22 protein-coding genes are annotated in these 17,472 nt (G+C 46.8%); 6 read left to right on the forward strand and 16 right to left on the reverse strand.

Annotated elements, in window-relative coordinates; genetic code table 11:
* Nucleotides 1–87: 87 nt before the first annotated feature.
* From U0008_RS19260 to U0008_RS19315, 12 genes are all read right to left on the reverse strand, one after another.
* Nucleotides 88–240: a hypothetical protein gene (locus tag U0008_RS19260; RefSeq protein ID WP_168126600.1), complete on the reverse strand. Its 153-nt coding sequence runs from the start codon at nucleotides 238–240 to the stop codon at nucleotides 88–90.
* Nucleotides 233–676: an HNH endonuclease signature motif containing protein gene (locus tag U0008_RS19265; protein WP_043488961.1), complete on the reverse strand. Its 444-nt coding sequence runs from the start codon at nucleotides 674–676 to the stop codon at nucleotides 233–235. The genes U0008_RS19260 and U0008_RS19265 overlap by 8 nt, the downstream gene beginning before the upstream one ends.
* On the reverse strand, nucleotides 676–969 hold the full coding sequence (locus U0008_RS19270; protein ID WP_043488959.1) for a head-tail connector protein: 294 nt from the start codon (nucleotides 967–969) through the stop codon (nucleotides 676–678). Before U0008_RS19270 ends, U0008_RS19265 begins: the two co-directional genes overlap by 1 nt.
* Nucleotides 966–1,301: a phage head closure protein gene (locus U0008_RS19275; RefSeq protein WP_004094768.1), complete on the reverse strand. Its 336-nt coding sequence runs from the start codon at nucleotides 1,299–1,301 to the stop codon at nucleotides 966–968. Before U0008_RS19275 ends, U0008_RS19270 begins: the two co-directional genes overlap by 4 nt.
* A complete protein-coding gene (locus U0008_RS19280) occupies nucleotides 1,298–2,521 on the reverse strand; it encodes a phage portal protein (RefSeq protein WP_043488956.1) in 1,224 nt (407 codons plus the stop codon). Before U0008_RS19280 ends, U0008_RS19275 begins: the two co-directional genes overlap by 4 nt.
* Nucleotide 2,522: 1 nt before the next feature.
* Complete coding sequence (locus tag U0008_RS19285; RefSeq protein ID WP_004094772.1) at nucleotides 2,523–3,083, reverse strand: HK97 family phage prohead protease; 561 nt, start codon at nucleotides 3,081–3,083, stop codon at nucleotides 2,523–2,525.
* Between the two features lie 52 nt (nucleotides 3,084–3,135).
* A complete protein-coding gene (locus U0008_RS19290; RefSeq protein WP_043488954.1) occupies nucleotides 3,136–4,302 on the reverse strand; it encodes a phage major capsid protein in 1,167 nt (388 codons plus the stop codon).
* 225 nt (nucleotides 4,303–4,527) lie between these two features.
* Nucleotides 4,528–4,827 carry a hypothetical protein gene (locus tag U0008_RS19295; protein WP_051874025.1) on the reverse strand — a complete coding sequence of 100 codons (300 nt, stop codon included), beginning with the start codon at nucleotides 4,825–4,827 and terminating at the stop codon, nucleotides 4,528–4,530.
* Between the two features lie 260 nt (nucleotides 4,828–5,087).
* Nucleotides 5,088–6,452, reverse strand: coding sequence for a helicase RepA family protein (locus U0008_RS19300; RefSeq protein WP_043488951.1), 1,365 nt, complete (start codon nucleotides 6,450–6,452; stop codon nucleotides 5,088–5,090).
* On the reverse strand, nucleotides 6,449–6,748 hold the full coding sequence (locus tag U0008_RS19305) for a DUF4222 domain-containing protein (protein WP_043488950.1): 300 nt from the start codon (nucleotides 6,746–6,748) through the stop codon (nucleotides 6,449–6,451). Before U0008_RS19305 ends, U0008_RS19300 begins: the two co-directional genes overlap by 4 nt.
* A 5-nt stretch (nucleotides 6,749–6,753) precedes the next feature.
* Nucleotides 6,754–7,116 (reverse strand): hypothetical protein, encoded by a 363-nt coding sequence (locus U0008_RS19310; protein ID WP_043488947.1) that lies wholly within the window; start codon nucleotides 7,114–7,116, stop codon nucleotides 6,754–6,756.
* The gene (locus tag U0008_RS19315) at nucleotides 7,109–7,393 is read right to left on the reverse strand and encodes a host cell division inhibitor Icd-like protein (RefSeq protein WP_051874024.1); all 285 of its coding nucleotides are present in this window, start codon (nucleotides 7,391–7,393) and stop codon (nucleotides 7,109–7,111) included. The genes U0008_RS19310 and U0008_RS19315 overlap by 8 nt, the downstream gene beginning before the upstream one ends.
* Nucleotides 7,394–7,660: 267 nt before the next feature.
* Here U0008_RS19315 and U0008_RS19320 point away from each other — a divergent pair, with 267 nt between their 5' ends.
* Complete coding sequence (locus tag U0008_RS19320) at nucleotides 7,661–7,888, forward strand: YlcI/YnfO family protein (protein WP_147440554.1); 228 nt, start codon at nucleotides 7,661–7,663, stop codon at nucleotides 7,886–7,888.
* A gap of 207 nt (nucleotides 7,889–8,095) precedes the next feature.
* Here the strand turns inward: U0008_RS19320 and U0008_RS19325 are convergent, their stop codons facing one another.
* From U0008_RS19325 to U0008_RS19340, 4 genes are read right to left on the reverse strand one after another with little or no spacing between them, the layout of a single operon-like run.
* Nucleotides 8,096–9,001 (reverse strand): ORF6N domain-containing protein, encoded by a 906-nt coding sequence (locus U0008_RS19325; protein WP_043488945.1) that lies wholly within the window; start codon nucleotides 8,999–9,001, stop codon nucleotides 8,096–8,098.
* A gap of 46 nt (nucleotides 9,002–9,047) precedes the next feature.
* Complete coding sequence (locus U0008_RS19330) at nucleotides 9,048–9,305, reverse strand: helix-turn-helix transcriptional regulator (RefSeq protein ID WP_072008125.1); 258 nt, start codon at nucleotides 9,303–9,305, stop codon at nucleotides 9,048–9,050.
* 53 nt (nucleotides 9,306–9,358) lie between these two features.
* On the reverse strand, nucleotides 9,359–10,051 hold the full coding sequence (locus U0008_RS19335; RefSeq protein ID WP_043488943.1) for a hypothetical protein: 693 nt from the start codon (nucleotides 10,049–10,051) through the stop codon (nucleotides 9,359–9,361).
* Entirely contained in the window at nucleotides 10,048–11,259 is a 1,212-nt protein-coding gene (locus U0008_RS19340) for a tyrosine-type recombinase/integrase (protein ID WP_043488941.1), read from the reverse strand. The genes U0008_RS19335 and U0008_RS19340 overlap by 4 nt, the downstream gene beginning before the upstream one ends.
* Before the next feature lie 1,545 nt (nucleotides 11,260–12,804).
* Here U0008_RS19340 and U0008_RS19345 point away from each other — a divergent pair.
* The 5 genes from U0008_RS19345 (at nucleotide 12,805) to U0008_RS19365 (ending at nucleotide 17,447) form a co-directional block, all read left to right on the forward strand.
* The gene (locus U0008_RS19345; protein ID WP_226930216.1) at nucleotides 12,805–13,308 is read left to right on the forward strand and encodes a DUF2778 domain-containing protein; all 504 of its coding nucleotides are present in this window, start codon (nucleotides 12,805–12,807) and stop codon (nucleotides 13,306–13,308) included.
* Between the two features lie 868 nt (nucleotides 13,309–14,176).
* Entirely contained in the window at nucleotides 14,177–14,908 is a 732-nt protein-coding gene (locus U0008_RS19350) for a FadR/GntR family transcriptional regulator (RefSeq protein ID WP_025798474.1), read from the forward strand.
* A 117-nt stretch (nucleotides 14,909–15,025) separates the two neighbouring features.
* Nucleotides 15,026–15,925: a 2-dehydro-3-deoxygalactonokinase gene (locus tag U0008_RS19355; protein WP_043488931.1), complete on the forward strand. Its 900-nt coding sequence runs from the start codon at nucleotides 15,026–15,028 to the stop codon at nucleotides 15,923–15,925.
* The gene (locus U0008_RS19360; RefSeq protein ID WP_043488929.1) at nucleotides 15,922–16,572 is read left to right on the forward strand and encodes a 2-dehydro-3-deoxy-6-phosphogalactonate aldolase; all 651 of its coding nucleotides are present in this window, start codon (nucleotides 15,922–15,924) and stop codon (nucleotides 16,570–16,572) included. The genes U0008_RS19355 and U0008_RS19360 overlap by 4 nt, the downstream gene beginning before the upstream one ends.
* Nucleotides 16,569–17,447 (forward strand): SMP-30/gluconolactonase/LRE family protein, encoded by an 879-nt coding sequence (locus U0008_RS19365; protein WP_043488927.1) that lies wholly within the window; start codon nucleotides 16,569–16,571, stop codon nucleotides 17,445–17,447. Before U0008_RS19360 ends, U0008_RS19365 begins: the two co-directional genes overlap by 4 nt.
* The last annotated feature ends 25 nt before the right edge of the window (nucleotides 17,448–17,472 follow it).

The raw sequence follows: 17,472 nt of genomic DNA on the forward strand, positions 1-17,472 counted from the left end.
CTGTGCGTAAAAATTTGAGGGGGGGGTCGGTGCCCAGCAATGAGGGTTTTGTCCTGAAAACACCCCCCACCCGGTCTGTGCCTCCTGTCAGCGGTTGCGCATGCATTCTCTTAGCTCCCGTTCACGTTGAGCGTTGCGGGTGACTGGCTGCTGTTGGTGGAATTTGGCGCGATCCTGCATGAAGCTGTCACAGCATTGGCTTAATGATCGATATAGATTCACCACGTCTTTCTCATTCACGTCCAACCTCATATATCCAATCATTGCGCTGGGCTGCTCGTTGCTCTTGCTCCCGATACATTCCAGCCTTTCGATTGGCTTTAGTTATAGGGTCTTGCTGTGTTGTCTTGCGGTTATGATGTGTTTGGCACAAGCCCTGATGATTCCACTCAGGCCAAAACAAAACATCGTCGCCACCATTGATAGGGATGATGTGGTCAACAACTTTTGCAGGAACGTAAAGACCTAGCTTCTCGCAATCCACGCACAGAGGATGAAGCTTGAGGAACTGGAGGCGGTACTTATCCCATTTGGCTGAGTAACCACGCTCACGGCGATTACCTCGCCTTGAGTCATGCATACGTTGCGCCTGTCGTTTATGCTCATCACACTTACCTGACGGCACCCGCTTGTTACAGCCCGGCTCTGTACATCGACGTAATGGTTGCCATGGCATCAGTACACCCCCACATCACGGTATACAGACCACAAAGCCGAAATAGCCATAGGGATTTCTTTAGCTTCGATATCGCTGATTGGTGAGCGATATTCATACAGCTGTGAGATGTACATCATGCAGCCAATCTTGATAGCTGGGGTGAACTCCAGACCGTTACTAAACTGCTTGCCAATATGGCGTTGGCATACCTCTAGCGCTGCCGCCATGTACGCCTGAATCAAAGCATCTTCATCATTCGAATCAATACGGCAGTGCAGCTTCACCTCTGTTAGGTCGAGTAATTCGCTCATGGCTTGACGCCTCCTTTACACAGCAATTCCAATCGGCTGTAGGGGATATCAGGGATAGCCGCCACAATGTCGTAAGCCTGTTTTTCGTGTCCTTTCTGTTGCCACAAGATACGGCTGGCGCTGGTGACATCTGTCCGGTACCGTAGCCAAATACGGAACGTGGCCTCAGAACGTTCAGCACCAGAGGCTATGAGCTCCCGCCCGCTGATTGCTTTGACTTCTGCCCAGACGGTAGCAACATCAGCCCAGACTTCCTTCTCCTGACCGGATGGCAATTCGATGGTGGTAAAGTTCTGAATGGTTATGCGATCGCGCATTTTTCCTGCTCTCATTTTTCACCGCCTTTGCTGCCTTTCACCTCTACCGTTTGTTTCCATGCCTGACTGAATTCATCACCACCTGTTCGAGGTGGCATACCCTCACGCTCTCGGGCTTCGTTTGGACACATCACGCCAGATTTAATACCTGTCTCGTAAGTCTCGTAACGTTCGGTAGGTGTAGCGCGTAAGAGGTCAGCAGAATCAAATTCAACCTGATAGCGGATACCCGGAACGGGTGAGGTAATGAGTAAAGATGACTTAATCTGTTGCTCAACGTTCGCCAGCCAAGGACGCATGGTCATCGTGAGAAAGGCGCGGCTTGCTTCGCTAAAGTTGCTGTAGGTGCTGTTGCTATATTCCTGCAGGAAGATGGGCGAGACGTTGAACATGCGGGCTATGTCTTCAATGGTGAAACGACGAGAGGCCAACCACTCGGCATCCTGATTGCTCATGCCGAGCTGCTCATACTCCATACCACCTTCAAGGATGGGTGTTTTACCCGCGTTACGCGCCCCCTTGTAGCGCTCTAACGCCTCGAGAGCCTTTGCCCCTTTGACGCTATCCAACCACTCACCTGATTTGATAATGCCCGCTGCCATCATTCCATCTTTCATGATGCTGGCACCGTGGCGCTGTTGGGCTAAACCAAGCCCCAATGTTTCACGGCAAATAGTGATAGGGGAGCGCCCCAAAAAACCATCATCAGTGGCGTAGCGTAGGTGCAGAATCTCTTCCTGCAGATAGGTACGCACGTTTCCGGTGTATGGCTCAGTGATAGTGTATTTATAGCGATGTTCAGCAATGCGCTCGGGAACCACTGAACCGGGGGCGTAGGGGTGCAGTGAAATTGGTTGCCCCGTCTTATCCCACTGAATAACGGCGTAGGCGTTACCGTTAAGCAGGCAATGACGCATCATAGTACGTTTAAATTGGTACGGTGTTTGGCAGTCGTTAGGATGCTCGTTGAGTAGAAAATCAACCGGATGATTGCTCAGCCATTCCCGCGCCTCTCGCCCCTTGTCATTCCTCACTTTGTAGAGATAACACGGCATAGTGGCGACGGCTTCACTGATAACAGCCACCGCGTTCATTACAGCCGGAAGAGACTCAGCCGTACCTGCAGACACATATTCACCGGAGCCAGTATTAGGGATACCTGCCAGCGCCATGAACTCATCGATAGTCATGCTTCGTTGCTCTGGTTTGCGGCTAAAAGGCCAAATATTCCACATATCAAATCCCCGCTAATTCAGCCCAGCGGCGGCGATTATCGCTAGCACGGCGTAATTCTGGGTGTTGGGCAAAAAGGGAACGATGTGCAATCTCGACATCAGACTCAGGATAGGCAGGCATCGATGTGACGGTGATTTCCCGTAATTCAGCAGCAGTGACAGTGCGTAGGTAAGGGGATTGGGCAATATCCCAAGATTCTTTCAAAGCTCGGAAACCAAAGCTCATGCCTGAAATATCGCCGCGTTCCACCAGCTCGATAACGTCATTACCAAGTTGAGTATTTGGCGGCGTCAGTTCGAAACGCAGACCCGTATCATCCTCAGACAGTTTGAGTGTGCCGGATTTTGTGCGCCCCAATAGCTGGGTGCTGTTGTGTTCGAACAAGGCTCTAACATCTGTACCGGAAGATAGACTTTCGCTGAATGCACCAGGAGCAAACTGTTCTCTGAACTCATCCCAGATAAGTTCTGAAAGACTGTTCCAGCGCACAGCGTAACCCACCAGCTTTTTATTGCTGGCGGTAAGTTCTGAGGTTCTAATTTCAAAATCGATTGTTTTCATTGTGGGACTCCATAAAGGCTAAAAAGGGGCCGTAGCCCCTTTACACATCAGATCAGGACGTAGCGCCTGAGAGCTCAAGTATTTTGATAGCGTTGGAATCCACCACGCCGCCGCCAAGATATTTGTCTGTGTGGACCTTGTAGAATCCCGGTTCCGTAATGTTGTCAGGTCGGGTACGTACACCCGTAGTGTGATCAACAATGAAATAACCGCGTTTGAAATCGCCTACAGCTAAGAAAGGTTTTCCAGCCTCAGCATCGGGCATCGTTTCTAGATATTGGACAGGGCGCCCAAGAAGGGTGTCAGGTGAACCGGCAACTAAACGATCGCGCCAAATATAATCACCATTACCGTTTTTAAGTTTCTGCAATGTAGCCGCGGTATTGGAGTTCATCACCCACACGGCATTTTTGCGGTATTTGGCCTTGAGCTTATACAGGAGATCGATAAGACCATCAGAAGTTACCTCGGCAGTATCCATTTTTTCCAGCGTGCCGAATGGGCGGGTTTTATCGCTGGTGTCCACACGTGGGTAAGCTAAGAAACCTTTAGATTTTTTATCGCCGTCACCATTCACCAAATCGTTCTCTTCGGTATTGGTAAACGTGTCAGCAACTTCGGAAGATAACCAACCCAGAATATCAACCTCGGAAAAGTCGAGAATTTCCTGTGTGGTTTTAGGGTATGCATAGATCGGGTTTAGCTTAATATCTACGCGCTCAAGTTTAGGTGTTGATGTTTCTTCTCGCTCTTCGCCTTCGGTACCGCGCTTAACCGTTACACCACCTACCGAGATCAATTTCTGATATTCGTTGGTTTTGGTGGTCTTAACCGTAGCAATAGAGCGCATCACGCTTTCGTCTTGCAACTGTCGCATGATCTCTTTATCCAGCTCAGGGATAACGGTATAGCCACCATCGGCAGGAACGAGCGTGGTAAGGGATCGAGTGTCACCGGTCATGATGTAATGGCGTAGTTCACCATTGCTCACACCTTTTTCATCTACAGGTTTTCCTGCCTGACTTCGTTCATCGTCGGCAACGGCTTCAAGGCGGGAAATTTCAATATCAAGCGAATCAACACGGGCGCGGTATTCATCAAACTGCTTACCCTCATCATCGTTCAGGCTACGTTTTTCACTATCGGCTTTATCCAGCAGTGAGCGCATCTGAGTTTTAAGGGTGGTTTTTTCCTGACGGAGTTCGAGTAATTTCTTCATGAGTGGTTTCCGTAACAATGAATGTTGAGACGTGAAACCAGCGCGGGAGGGATTAGGCCGTTTAACCTTTTTCTGCATCTCACAGGCTGTAGTCGCTACAGCTTGATTAAACGGCCAAAGTGGCGGCTCACGTCTGAGTGCCACTCATCAAAATATACAGTGAAATTTAATAGTAAATAGGGGTAAATTCACAAAAACAGCCACGAACAAATACGAACAAAATCTTTACAAATCTTTTTTCGTACAGTCCAAAGCAGGTGCCATTTTCTTTCTCAGCTCCTTTAGATTCTCAATGAGAATATCAACCTGCTCTTGGGTCGATGCGATAATTTCACCGGAAAACTCATGGCGCAAGCAGTCATGGTGATCCACGCAAAAGAAAGCCCCTCCATTAACAATGGCTCGATACTCATCATCGGTGAGCAGCCATAGCGACTCTGGAATACCAAACATTTCTCGATGTTCAATAGCTTCCTGTAGCACACGTTGTGACCTTTCAATATCGTTCTGGATTTGGCTTTTCATATTTGTAAAATGTCCTCATGGTTATGATTAATTACCGACTAATTCCGCGCACCTGTGCGCACTTTCCGCGCACTTTTTAAGTCCGGCATTTTCCGCGCACTTGCATAACTAGGTGCGCACGAGTAAAACCCAGTATTGGCGCGGCTTTCAGAGATGTTTTTTCCTGTTTGCGCACTTTTGTCGTATATATACATGAAAAGTGCGCAAAACAGGTTATTGCCCAAAAATCCGCGCACCTGTGCGCACTTTCCGCGTACTTTTTAACGCTCCAATCTACCTAACGGGCTAACCTCATCCCCATCGATTTTTATCAGTTCGTCACGCTCCAATTTCTCCAACCAGCGGTTAAACCCTCGGCGTCCGTTATCACCCAACATGGCGATCATATCGTCGCGGAGTAGGGCGCGGGTGCAGTCCTCACCGCTAGCCGTTCGGCTGCGTATACACTGCCATAATGCCGTATGGTTTTTAGATAGGTTCGCCACGACAGACAATTCCGGATCCTCGTCTTTCGCCTCACGTGGTACATCGATAACCACCAGCGAGCATATTAGCTCACCATCATCATCAGTGAACAACTCCGCCGTTCGCAGGTCGTAGGCTCTTTGTGGCTGTTCTTCTGAATCCTTCATTTTGGTGCAGGTCAGAACTAACGCGCCACCGTCACCCTCACGCTTTACATGAAACTCAGCATCTAACGCCGCTCGGAACGCACTAGAGCCGCGCGCACCTTTCCCCTCGTCTTTGCCTGAGTGATGCACCACCAGAAGAGTAGCCCCTGTTTCTCGCTTGATTAGGTCGCATCCCTCAATAAACGCCCCCATGTCTCGTGCGTCGTTTTCATCGTTCCCACCAAAGCAACGCGCCAGCGTATCAATGACAATAAATTTCACAGGTTCACCCGTTGTCGCCTCTACCTGTTTGGCGGCAATAACAACCTGATTAGCTTCATCTGGACGAACAGGAAACACAGGACGGTTAACAAGATAAAAATTATCGAGCGGTACCGCATCGTTGTAGACGTTTTCCCATGCTTTAATGCGGCGTGGCACACCTATACCACCCTCACCGACGATATACAGCACAGAGCCACCAGACACACTCTTGCCTGACCATTTAAGCCCTGCCGCAATATGACAAGCCCACGACACCGCAAGAAATGATTTATACGAACCACTTGGGCCATATACGCTACACAGGCTATTTGATGGTAGGTGGCCTTTTATTGTGTAGTCCTGCTGGCGGTCATACCCCGTTGAGCCAACACTTAACGGGAGTGTTGTTTTCTTTATCCCTACAGGCGTTGGCGGGAATAATAACGTCACACGGCTATCTTTCAGGATCCCCGCCGCCTCAGATTTTCCGATCACGCTTTCCACCAGCTCAAATCGTCTTTCTCTCGCCTGTTCGGGATGGCGTACAGACATATAACCTGCACCCTGTATATCGTCATATCCGGCTTTACGTAGCTCTTCCAGCTTGCGTACCAATACGCCTACCGGTTCCGTTTCACTCGTTTGGTTAACTGCGGCGGATAATGTCACCTTGTCCAGCTCGCCGCCCGTTTGCATCCAACGATAGAGACAGCAAAAAACAGCATCAGGGATCTTTTTTACAGCGCTCATTTTTTACCTGCCTCTTTTTTTGCCGTGAGAACAGCACGTAGGGATTCGATTTTTTCTGCGGTTTTATTTCGTTCATTCCATTGGGCGAACGTCATTTTTTCCACAAGGGTAAATTCACGCTGTAAACGCCCCAACGAACATACGCATTCATTTGCATAGCCTTGACGCTTGTATGTCACCCGTTCACCAAAAACATAAGTGATTTCTATTAGTGAACCGTGGCTATCTTTATACTTATCGCCCTTTTTAGGTTGAGCGTGACCACCAGCAACTAAGCCGGAATTTTTTATAGTCATGATTTTTACTCCGTTACTGGTGCGGTGATCTGATAGCCAACCTGTTCCATTAGCTCAAGTAGGTCAGGCAGTGTCGCTACTTTATGGTCAGGGCTTAATTCTCGCTGGCTGGTCTTTTTGCCGTTTTTTGCATGAACCAAAATATCGCCCGTAAATCCTTCTCGAATAGCGACGGATTCATACGCATTTTTTTTGTATCCCGCTCGTTCTGCTAACTCCATAAACGCATCAACGCTAGCCACAATGTGATCGCTCGGTATCAGCGTACTAGATACAACGCGCCCATTGAGAACCTGCAAAAGAATGCGACCAGTAATCGCAGGATCAATCCGTAAGGTGCTCAGGTCAGATACAGACATGTTACGCATGCAGCACCCCCGTAATATCTTCTACTACCGATGAACCGTGAACGTGCCATGACATACCAGTAATGGGATCATACCAGCCGACTTGATAGGGCGTTCCGGTACGGATTTGCGCAGCAAATACCAATGACCAGCCGATAAAACGTTTACGGGCTTCATCCTCGGTATTGGCCTCAGTACGTACAACGATAGGCGTTACATTTGGGTGTCCCGTTGGAGTAGCCAAAAATAACCATGTGAATGCTGGGCGTGGTGGTGTGTTACTATTTATCGTAGTCATAGCGTTACCTTTCTTAACGTTGTGATTAGAAGCCCCGCTAGTGTTCGAGCACTGCGGGGTTTTGCCGTTTGTACACCGAAATAATTAGTGTATACACACATTAATTCAAGGTGTGTATTTAGGTCAAGCATTTTACTTACACACTTTTTCGTGTAATGTATGCACACCAAAACAAAACGCGGTGAACTTATGGCTACGGGAAACGTAAACAACAAATCACAAATGAAAAACATTCGCTTTCCACATGATTTAATACAAGAAATGGAAATGCTTAAGCGAGATGATGAAAGCACCGCAGGTTTTATCGTAACCGCCGTACGTGGTGAAATAGCCCGTCGCCAGCTCGGGGACGTTGGATATGATGCGCTTGCTTCTGCCGTTCGTACGCTCGCTAGCATCGCAGACACCAGCGATAAGGCAGCGAAAGAGCTTGAAGAAATTTCACGCGAAGCGAGGCAGAAAATCGAGCAGTTACACGCAAGGCCAAAGCGCTGATTACTGACTCTATATCGTGCGCCGTTGCCTCCCCGTTCAACGAGATTGCAACGGGTGTCACGCAGTGTCACGCAAACCAGCGCGAATGGCGCAGTTGATTTAGCACCACAAGCTAACAAGCTATTGACCTGATCGATCAGCGTGATAAGCTGGCTAGGAATTTGATAAGCGTTTCTACATTGGCGGCCCTGCAAGGCCGCTTTTGTTTTATTGGCCATCATCATTTTTAGCGTCCTCCAGTTCCTTATCGTGAGTAAAAACCCCGTCCCAATTCTTTTTCATCGGTAGCGATCCCTTTAAATACTTGCGGTACAGCCACACGGCCCCCTTGTGCAAAAGAATAGGCTTATGTGCTTCAAAGGATTCTTTGTCTTGTTTGGCTATTGTGTGAGAGGTTTCCGTTAGGTATTTATCTCGGGCGTAGGAATACACGCGCCAGCGGGAGTGGTGGTTATTTTGGCGATCGTCGTACAGCCAACCTGTAGACTTGAGAAAAGCATTAACCTTGCTGGTGTTGACGCCGTTCAGCCGCTTACAGAACTGGACGGGGCTTAACCCCTCGGTGAATAGGTTTTCAAGATGCCCGATGTATCGCGCCTGACGGTGTACGTAAGTGATTGCCTTGTTTTTGGCCTCATACTCGTCAGCCCATGCACGAGCTGCAGCGGCAGGATCGGAAAATTTCGGCGTGGCCATATCAGTAGTCTTTCCACGAGAAAAATAGCTTTCCTCCATTTTCTCGAAAAATTCCCATGCCTCATCGGTATCAACTATTTTTGACATACGGGCAGCGCCGCGTTCTGTCCAGAGGATGAGTGATGTTGTATGTTTACTAACCGAGTGAATATCGTTCACGTGGTTCCTGAACGCCTTCAAAGCCGCGTTCTTCAACGTGAAAATATGCACATCATCTACAAAGCGAGTCCGGTTGTTGGAAAGGTTCTTACGGATCGTATTTTCCGGTACGCCGTAGCCCATAGCGAGGGTTTCGGTGGTAACGACACGAGCGCCGCACCATTCAATGACTGGTAGGTCATTAATCGAAATATTACCTACCTGATTTTGGGCGTAGAGAAGCCCCTGACCGTTAGGCCGCTTTTCTATTGGTTTCATTTTTATGTCCTGCTAATAAAATTATGCGCGGTTAAAAATGGCTACACTAGCGACCAGTCGCAGTGTTACGGGATACTTTAGGTTGATTTGCGATCCAGTATTGAACCTCTGAAAGCATCCAACCAATAGAACGACCGCCAAGTTTGCGGCGTTGGGGGAATTTTCCAGCCTTCTCTAGCTGGTATCGGGTTGTGCGCGCCAGTCCTGTTAACTGGCGGCACTCTGATTCGCGGATAGCTCGGTCTTGATAAATTTTTTGATTGTTCACTAATGTATGCCCTTGTTCATTGAAGTTCACGGGCATTATTTAGATGTATGAGTGATTTTTGTGTGATATCACATAACCAAAGTGTGATATCAATCTCTGCCAATGTATTTTTTCCATGTTTGCCAATGGGTCTTAGGTAATCCAATGCCTTTAGAAGCAGCAACGGATTCAATAATATTTACTATTTTAGTCACTTTTTCATTATCAAAATCTATATCTGATAATTCAGGTATCATTTTCAGTATTGGAGGAATTAACTCAGATGCCTTAGCTGTTGTTTTTGGCGAATCACCAGAAATTAAAAATTTTTCTTTATTATTTCTTACGCTACCGCTTAGAATTTTATATATTTCATCTGCTGTTATATATAGCCGATCTTTAGTAACACTTACTCCATCGGTATTTATATCAAAAAAATATACGCTGTCATTATTTTCACATGGTGTACAACCATAGATACTATCAAAATCGCTTTCACCATAGAATTCTATATTTCTCAGTATAGTTGGTGAAATTGCCATCATACCATTGAAGTGCAATTTGGATGGTTTATCATCTAAATATACAGCAGCAAACGAACAATACACCCCGTAAACCCTAATAGTTTCTCCGCCGACATCTACTGGCTCAGATTTTATAGAATAATTTTCAAATGAATCCTCTATAAACAAACATATTTCTAATTCCCCAGTGGATCCAAAATGGATTAAATCATCCTCATCACAGCATAATTTTTTTGCTGCTTTACTTAATGGATAATAAGCACGTTCAGGAAGGTTCATTTTTTCACCTGCAATAGAATGACGTTTTCATATTCACCAGACAGTAAATTTAATCTCTCACACCATTTATTTAGTGCGTCTTGCTTCTCTGGTAAATATTGGCTGTGATTGTATACCGACATAACACCAGGCATCGTGTGGCCTAATAGCTGCTCAACAACATGGGGAGCTATCCCTAATTCATTCAGCTTAGTGGAGAACGAGCGCCGCAAGTCATGTAGTGACCACGCCTCGGAGTGCCCTAACCGCTTCCAAACTAATCTTCCCCACGCGCTCACGGCGCTGGACTCTTTCAATTCACCAAGCAATAAGCCAGTGTCTTTATGTTGCTGGTACAACGATTTAATCAACGGTTGTATGGCCTCGGGTATGGGTCGAATAATTTTTTCACCGCCTTTGCTATGCTCTTTCGGCACCGTCCAGATCCAGCGTTTCATATTCCACTCTGACCATTTCGAGAGCCGTACCTCTTGAGAACGGCTACCGAACACCACCAGCAAACGGATCATTGCTGCATAGTAAGGCAAAAATTTTAGTTCTTCCGTTGCTCGCCATAATTGCCCTAGTTCCTCATCAGAGTGAACACGGTCACCCTTTTCTTGTTTCTTGCCCACATCAGTGATCGTTAAATCGTCTAACGCATTGCTAATGGCGTACCGACGCACACGGCAGAACTTGAGAGCCTGTTTACACATCTGAAAAACGTAACCTGCGGCTACAGGCGTTGTTTTCTTCATACGGTCAAAGCAATCCAACCAGTAACGAGTTTCACACTCTGAGAGAGGATAGGAGCCGATATAGGGATATATGTGCTTTTTAAGTTGGGCTTTATGGCGTTCTACATTGGCGCGATTTTCGGTGGCGTACTCTCTGATCCAGTAATCGATGGCCTCTTTAACCGTTACCGGCTTCAATGTCTGTGCCGTGGTTAAATTTAGTTGGTGTCGTGGGTCTTTTCCCTCAGCTAACCATGCTCGGCATTGTTCGCGGCGTTCTCTCGCCAGCTTTAACGGCATATCTGGGTAGTTACCGAGCTTTAATCTCTGTGGCTTGGCCTCTCTCCCACCAATTCGATATGCGAAAAGCCATGTCATCACACCTGATTTCGAGACACGCACACTTAACCCGTCACCATCAGCATAAAAATTATCTGAGGAGCTTACTCGGCCTAATAATTTTCTTAGTGATGTGTCGCTTAGTTTTTTCATTCCACCAGCCGTTAAAAATATCAGTTCATACGTTTCATTGACTACACCGTTGACTACACATCTCGATGTTTCTCCATAAACAACGATAAACAAGCATGAACGATAAACATCATTTATTCAATGTATATCATAAAGTTATGTGAACAACTACGAACGTATATAAACCGTAAAAAACACTGTTTTTGAAAATACGGCATGAACTGATACTAATCAGTTAACGTATTGAAAAAAGGCGCTTTTCCTTTATGGATTAGCGCCTTTTTTATTATGAATACCCCATGGGGTACCCCACAAAAAAATGCAACCGTGTAGTGGTGAGATTTTAATTTTCTGGCATAAATCTTTGATGGGATAATCCATTGCGCCTCCTAAATTCTCCAGCGTTTGACGTAAACTTTAGCACTGGCACACTCCGCCCTAATGACATTGGTAAGCAGGCCAGCCAGAAAGAACTTTCTAGACTTTTACTGGCAGGCTTGGCGCGGTGGTTTTGTTTGTCACCGGTGATATGTTGACCAGAAAAAATATAACCAGCTTAGTATACACTTTTAAAAGACTGCTTTTGGTGGATACCTCAATGGATACCTTGCAAATAGGATTGGTTGTTCCGTCTTTCCATATAGTCTGCAAAACCTTAACAAAACTTAACATGCTTGGTTTACATTCCTTTTTTTAGGAACTCCGAAAATTTACCCGGATTCGATTTACAGTTCTTTTTTGTGGCTCATTAATATCCGGTTTGAGCAAGCCTGAATACCGCGCCGGCGCTGGTGCGTCCACGGAAAGCACTATTAATCATTACGCCGAGTGTCTTCCTCTTGCCATTATAAAATGACAGGTTTTGATAGATTCCTTTCCCCGAACTTTATTCTTGGATTTATGGTTTCCCTGCGTGATAAACTATACTTTTATGAAGTAGTAAACTAGATAGCTTAGAGTTGGTACTCATAATTATTTTAGTTACTAATACTTTAAAAAAATAGTTAACGACTGAAATATCATGATTATTTCTGGTATACACGGATGTAATTGCGTACCTGTGTACCATAAGCGAATTAGGTACTTATTTTATTAAATTAAAATTAGAAAACATTGAAAATACATATATTAAAAATTAAATTCTATAGCTGAAAACAGAGAGTATAATTCAGGTGTTAGGCATCACGTTGTTGTCGTTAATAACAGATTAGGCTTCATATTAAACCCTAGAAAAGACTTTGAGGAGATTAGTGTGCACAACATTGATTACGCAAAAATAACCTTCCATTATTAACCAATCCATTAAATAAATTAAAAGACTTAACCAAAGCATTAAGTAATTTATCTATGTGGAGAATGTAAAATGTCTGTACCTTCTCATTTGTGGTTATACGATAACAAAAACGCTCTAATCAAGGGTGGTTCTGGTATTGTCGTTCGTGAGAGTAGTATTGAAACTCAAAGTTTCAACTACTGCGTGCCCGTTCCCGCTAATGGCAATATGACATACTCCGATGAATGGAACTCAAACATTATAGCGCGAGGCGATTTATGATTTATTGCCGAATGGACCTAGATAAGGTTTCACCCGATGGGAAAACAATCTTGTTGTACTGTTCTGGCGTTGGCATCTTTCCTGTATTTACTGGATTAGCCCCTTATACCAATAAAGCGGGCTGTGCTAGCAGAGAGAACGGCCCAATACCTACGGGTAAGTATTGGATTATAGACCGGCCAAGGGGAGGTATTCGTACAAGGGTTAGAAATGAGTTTCAGTCACTATGGACTGGAAACAATTATGATGAATGGTTTGCGCTATACCGCCAGGATGGTGTTTTAGATGATGGTACATGGTTATACTATACCCATAGAGGTAATTTTCGTCTGCATCCATTGAGGCCGGATGGCTCTGGATATTCTGACGGCTGCATAACCTTTTTTAATCAGCATGATTTCCAGACCCTAAGACATGCTTTATTAGCTGCCCATATTGAGCCGGTACCAGATAGCAACTTGCGGGCTTATGGAGAGGTGACGGTACTAGGAGATATGAATGCGCTGTGTGTTTAACAGGTTTGCTCTTTATCTCATGCGATTTATGGCTTATCTGATTTTCGTCAATGCCGTGGGAATGTCACACGTGTTCAATCACTGGGTAGATTCTCATTGGGTTGCCATTGGTAATTTGCCCTATATCTCGTCAATAAATAATGCAGAAGATAATGCCTACTTTTTGGTGCTGATTCTTGTGTCCTCTGTTTTAGCGATACCTGCAGTTTTCATTTCTGAATTTCTGCTTAGGAAGCTCATTGCGTTAAAATTTCAGCGCCAGGAGAGATAGTGCATTGTATGTTTTCTAGGATTGTAGTGTATTTTGCTCGGTTTACTGCCTCCCTATTGGCTGAATTCATACTTGGTAGCTTTCGCATTTTTAATTCATGGGTAGATGCTCATTGGCCTACCATAGGAAACTTGCCTTACATCTCGTCTATCAATAACTCTGAAGATGAGGCTTATGTGCTGGTACTTTTGGTTATGGATTCTATAATTCTGATCCCGCTCATCATCGTGGCTGAATGCCTGATTAGAAAAGTAATAAGAAAACATAAAATACGACACCAATTATAGACGTCCGTATGCGTAAACAGGGCTAGTAAATATTAATTCAACTTGTAACCAATAAAAAACATGGCAACGGCGAGCGAAGAAAAACATAATTTTTCAAGATACGACATGAACTGATACTAATCAGTTAACGTATTGAAAAAAGGCGCTTTTATCGAAAGATAAAGCGCCTTTTTGCTATCTATTCATCTCTAATATGTTCATTTCTCACCAATATCCCCTCAGAAGTAACAATGTTAAGATAGCGCGAGCGTGATGCTTATTCTGTTCAATTGAACCCTGTTTTCTTCTTACTGTGACCACCGAGAGAGTCATGAGCAAACCAACCTCTTCTGTTTCTGAATCCATCACCCGTGATCTGGCTATTCGTATCATTCGTGGCGAACTAGCAGAAGGCATGGCGATCCCAGGCGAGCATGAACTGGCGCAGCAGTACGACGCATCAAGAACGTCGGTAAGAAATGCGCTTCAGGTATTGGGAGCTAAAGGAATGTTACTGATTCAGGCTAAGCGCCGCAGTACGGTCACGCCGCGTGAGCAGTGGAGCTTTCTGGATGCCGAAGTTCTCTCTTGGTTAGAGGACGTTGGGATTGAATCCGAACTGGTTGAGCAACTGATGCTAACGCGCCTTATATTCGAACCCGACGTTGCGGCAATGGCGGCGCTTAACGCCAACGGCCATGATTTAGCCACCATCGAAGATGCTTGGACTACCATGCAGGCAGGGCAAAAAAATAACTCCGCAGAGCAGTTTGAGCGCGGCGATTTGGCCTTTCATACAGCGGTGCTGCGCGCCTGTCATAACCCTTTTCTCGCCTCCGTGGGCAACGCGCTTTCTGCCGCCATGCTGCTGTCATTCAAGCAGACGCTGGAAGACGATCTCCAATTAACCCAAGACGCCGTCCAGCAGCACCGCGATCTATTTGAAGCAATTCGTTTAAAACAGGCTGATACAGCGCGCCAATGTATGCGCCACATCTTATTGAGCGCAGCCCATAAGCATATTTGGCGTGAAATCCCAGAAAAGTATCAGCACTTTTTCTAAGCTTTTTTTCATCATTCTTCTACGCGTGTAGCTAACTTTCGATCTCCCTCACAGATCTAAGGTTATTTATTCGCCATCATTCTTGTCATACAAGAATTGATTTGTTGTGGGTCAAGAATGAATAACCACTGGATTGCGATCGACTGGGGAACCTCAAATTTTCGAGCGTTCCTGATGAACCATAACCAATGCATTGATACCGTCAGCGCGCATCGCGGGCTGCTTAGCGTGCCCGATCGTCAGTTTGACGCTGCGCTTTTACCTCTAATTGCCCCCTGGTTGGCGCAATCCCCTAACATTCCTTTACTCATGGCGGGAATGGTCGGCTCACAGCAAGGCTGGCAAGAAGTGCCTTATGTAGAATTGCCCGCCAGTGGCCAACGTTTTGCTCAGCAAATCGCACAGGTTGTTACCTCATGGGGAAGCCCTTGTCGGATTATCGCCGGAGCCTGTGGCGTCAACGCCTTCGGTTTGCCAGATGTCATGCGTGGCGAAGAAATTCAGCTAATTGGGCTAGCAGCGCAATACCCGCAGGAACGCCATCTGGTCATTCTGCCGGGCACTCACAGCAAACACGCCACGCTTGAACACGACCATATTTTGCATTTCAACACCTTTATGACCGGCGAAATCTACGCCGTGATGCTGAACCATTCACTGCTAGGCAAAGATTTACCGGAGCCTTGTGAAGATAATCCCGCCTTCACCCTTGGGGTGCAGAATGCACAAACTGCCCCTTATCTCAGCAACGCACTCTTCTCTACACGCACGTTAAAGCTCAGTGGTGCAATCAGCGCGGCTCAGGTTGCTAGCTACCTATCCGGATTGCTCATTGGCTCAGAGCTGGCTGCTTTATCAGAAACCCAAGCGTGGATCGTCGGTTCACCAGCACTCTCTGAACGCTATACGCGCGCAGCCAGCCTGCTGGGCATCACGTTGACCTCTGTCGATGGCGATAGCTGCTTTATCCACGGCATGAGCAAAATCTATCAATCCTTAGACGGAGCATTCGCATGAACTACCTTAGCTTTGCATCTCGCTGGCAGCAGTGTTCATTGCCGCTAATCGCTATCTTGCGTGGAGTTACGCCTAAAGAAGCGCAGGGCGTGGCGGAAACGCTGCTTGAATGCGGTTTTACCTATTTGGAAGTGCCGCTCAATAGCCCTCAACCATTCGAGTCTATTGCGATTATGGCGAAGGTCGTCGGTAACCGTGGGTTCGTGGGTGCCGGAACGGTGCTAACCGAGCATCAGGTTCATCAGGTCGCTGACGCCGGTGGACAACTGGTTATTTCTCCAAATATGGATCCTTCTGTAATCCGCGCCACCTGTGAGTTAGGGCTTACCAGTCTGCCCGGCATCGCAACGCCGAGTGAAGCGTTTACTGCGCTGCGTGCCGGTGCCTACGCGCTGAAACTCTTCCCCGCTGAATTGATCACGCCAACCATCGTCAAAGCGATGCGAGCCGTTTTACCCGCAGAAGCCGTTTGTCTTCCCGTAGGCGGTATTAATCCTGACGCCGAGCAAATGCGCCGCTACAGACAATCAGGTGCGCGTGGTTTTGGCTTAGGCGGTGGCTTATATCAGCCAGGTATTTCGCTCGTCACGCTACGTGAACGAGCACTGGCCTATCACGACGCTTGGCATCAGGCTGATAAAAAATGAACCACGACGCGCTGCAAAATCCGTCTATTGTCGACAATTACCGCGCCATGCTCGGAGAATCTCCGGTGTGGTGTTTCCGCTCTCAGTCGCTGATCTGGGTGGATATTTTGCAGCACCGCCTGCTGCGCTATTGGCCGCAGCGGGATGATCGTATTGAGATCCACGAATTACCTTTTCTCTGTAGCGCTGCGCTGCTCACAACTGAGCCAGAGCAATTCCTACTGGTCACCACGCAGGGCGTGATGCTGTACGACTATCGCCAGCAAAGCTACCGCCTGTTGTGTTGTTGGCCTGAAGATCATCGAACACGCCCGAATGAAGCAGCCATTGCACCAGATGGCTCGCTGTGGTTTAGCACCATGGACAAAACTGCTCAGTTAGCCATCGGCAGTTGGTATCGCTTTACCTACGGCAGCGTCCAGGCAGAAAGAATGCTCAGCGGGCAGCATGTTCCCAATACGCTGGTCTGGCACGGCAAACACGCTTGGTTTGCCGATACTTTTCGCCATTGTTTTTGTCGCTGTGATGCGCAGCGAATCAGCGAAAGCACGCTCCATGAATGGCCGATCGCCTCATTGATGGCCGACGGTTCAGCGCTTACGCATAACGGAATATTGCTCAATGCCTGTTGGGGAAGCGCCTGTATCACGGCCTACCGCTTGGGCGATGCTGCACCTGAATGGCTGGCAACCCATTCACTTCCCGTCACTCAACCGACAAGCGCTGCCTTCGGCGGGCCCGATTTACACGATCTCTATATCACTTCAGCGTCTGATGGGCTCGTCGAGCCTTCAAACACCGAAGGCGCACTTCTGCGTTATCAAACCTCCTACACCGGACAGCGAGCCACGCTGTTCACCCTAAATACTCATTAAAACAATTAATTATTTTAGAGGCTTA

The organism is Hafnia alvei, from assembly GCF_034424155.1.
In the GTDB taxonomy this organism is placed as follows: Bacteria; Pseudomonadota; Gammaproteobacteria; order Enterobacterales; family Enterobacteriaceae; genus Hafnia; species Hafnia alvei.

Bases quoted from the DNA above. Each gene is read 5' to 3' on its own strand.
- U0008_RS19265 (WP_043488961.1), bottom strand. From the start codon at position 676: ATGCCATGGCAACCATTACGTCGATGTACAGAGCCGGGCTGTAACAAG.
- U0008_RS19270 (WP_043488959.1), bottom strand. From the start codon at position 969: ATGAGCGAATTACTCGACCTAACAGAGGTGAAGCTGCACTGCCGTATT.
- U0008_RS19275 (WP_004094768.1), bottom strand. From the start codon at position 1,301: ATGAGAGCAGGAAAAATGCGCGATCGCATAACCATTCAGAACTTTACC.
- U0008_RS19280 (WP_043488956.1), bottom strand. From the start codon at position 2,521: ATGTGGAATATTTGGCCTTTTAGCCGCAAACCAGAGCAACGAAGCATG.
- U0008_RS19285 (WP_004094772.1), bottom strand. From the start codon at position 3,083: ATGAAAACAATCGATTTTGAAATTAGAACCTCAGAACTTACCGCCAGC.
- U0008_RS19290 (WP_043488954.1), bottom strand. From the start codon at position 4,302: ATGAAGAAATTACTCGAACTCCGTCAGGAAAAAACCACCCTTAAAACT.
- U0008_RS19295 (WP_051874025.1), bottom strand. From the start codon at position 4,827: ATGAAAAGCCAAATCCAGAACGATATTGAAAGGTCACAACGTGTGCTA.
- U0008_RS19300 (WP_043488951.1), bottom strand. From the start codon at position 6,452: ATGAGCGCTGTAAAAAAGATCCCTGATGCTGTTTTTTGCTGTCTCTAT.
- U0008_RS19305 (WP_043488950.1), bottom strand. From the start codon at position 6,748: ATGACTATAAAAAATTCCGGCTTAGTTGCTGGTGGTCACGCTCAACCT.
- U0008_RS19310 (WP_043488947.1), bottom strand. From the start codon at position 7,116: ATGCGTAACATGTCTGTATCTGACCTGAGCACCTTACGGATTGATCCT.
- U0008_RS19315 (WP_051874024.1), bottom strand. From the start codon at position 7,393: ATGACTACGATAAATAGTAACACACCACCACGCCCAGCATTCACATGG.
- U0008_RS19320 (WP_147440554.1), top strand. From the start codon at position 7,661: ATGCTTAAGCGAGATGATGAAAGCACCGCAGGTTTTATCGTAACCGCC.
- U0008_RS19325 (WP_043488945.1), bottom strand. From the start codon at position 9,001: ATGAAACCAATAGAAAAGCGGCCTAACGGTCAGGGGCTTCTCTACGCC.
- U0008_RS19330 (WP_072008125.1), bottom strand. From the start codon at position 9,305: ATGCCCGTGAACTTCAATGAACAAGGGCATACATTAGTGAACAATCAA.
- U0008_RS19335 (WP_043488943.1), bottom strand. From the start codon at position 10,051: ATGAACCTTCCTGAACGTGCTTATTATCCATTAAGTAAAGCAGCAAAA.
- U0008_RS19340 (WP_043488941.1), bottom strand. From the start codon at position 11,259: ATGAAAAAACTAAGCGACACATCACTAAGAAAATTATTAGGCCGAGTA.
- U0008_RS19345 (WP_226930216.1), top strand. From the start codon at position 12,805: ATGGACCTAGATAAGGTTTCACCCGATGGGAAAACAATCTTGTTGTAC.
- U0008_RS19350 (WP_025798474.1), top strand. From the start codon at position 14,177: ATGAGCAAACCAACCTCTTCTGTTTCTGAATCCATCACCCGTGATCTG.
- U0008_RS19355 (WP_043488931.1), top strand. From the start codon at position 15,026: ATGAATAACCACTGGATTGCGATCGACTGGGGAACCTCAAATTTTCGA.
- U0008_RS19360 (WP_043488929.1), top strand. From the start codon at position 15,922: ATGAACTACCTTAGCTTTGCATCTCGCTGGCAGCAGTGTTCATTGCCG.
- U0008_RS19365 (WP_043488927.1), top strand. From the start codon at position 16,569: ATGAACCACGACGCGCTGCAAAATCCGTCTATTGTCGACAATTACCGC.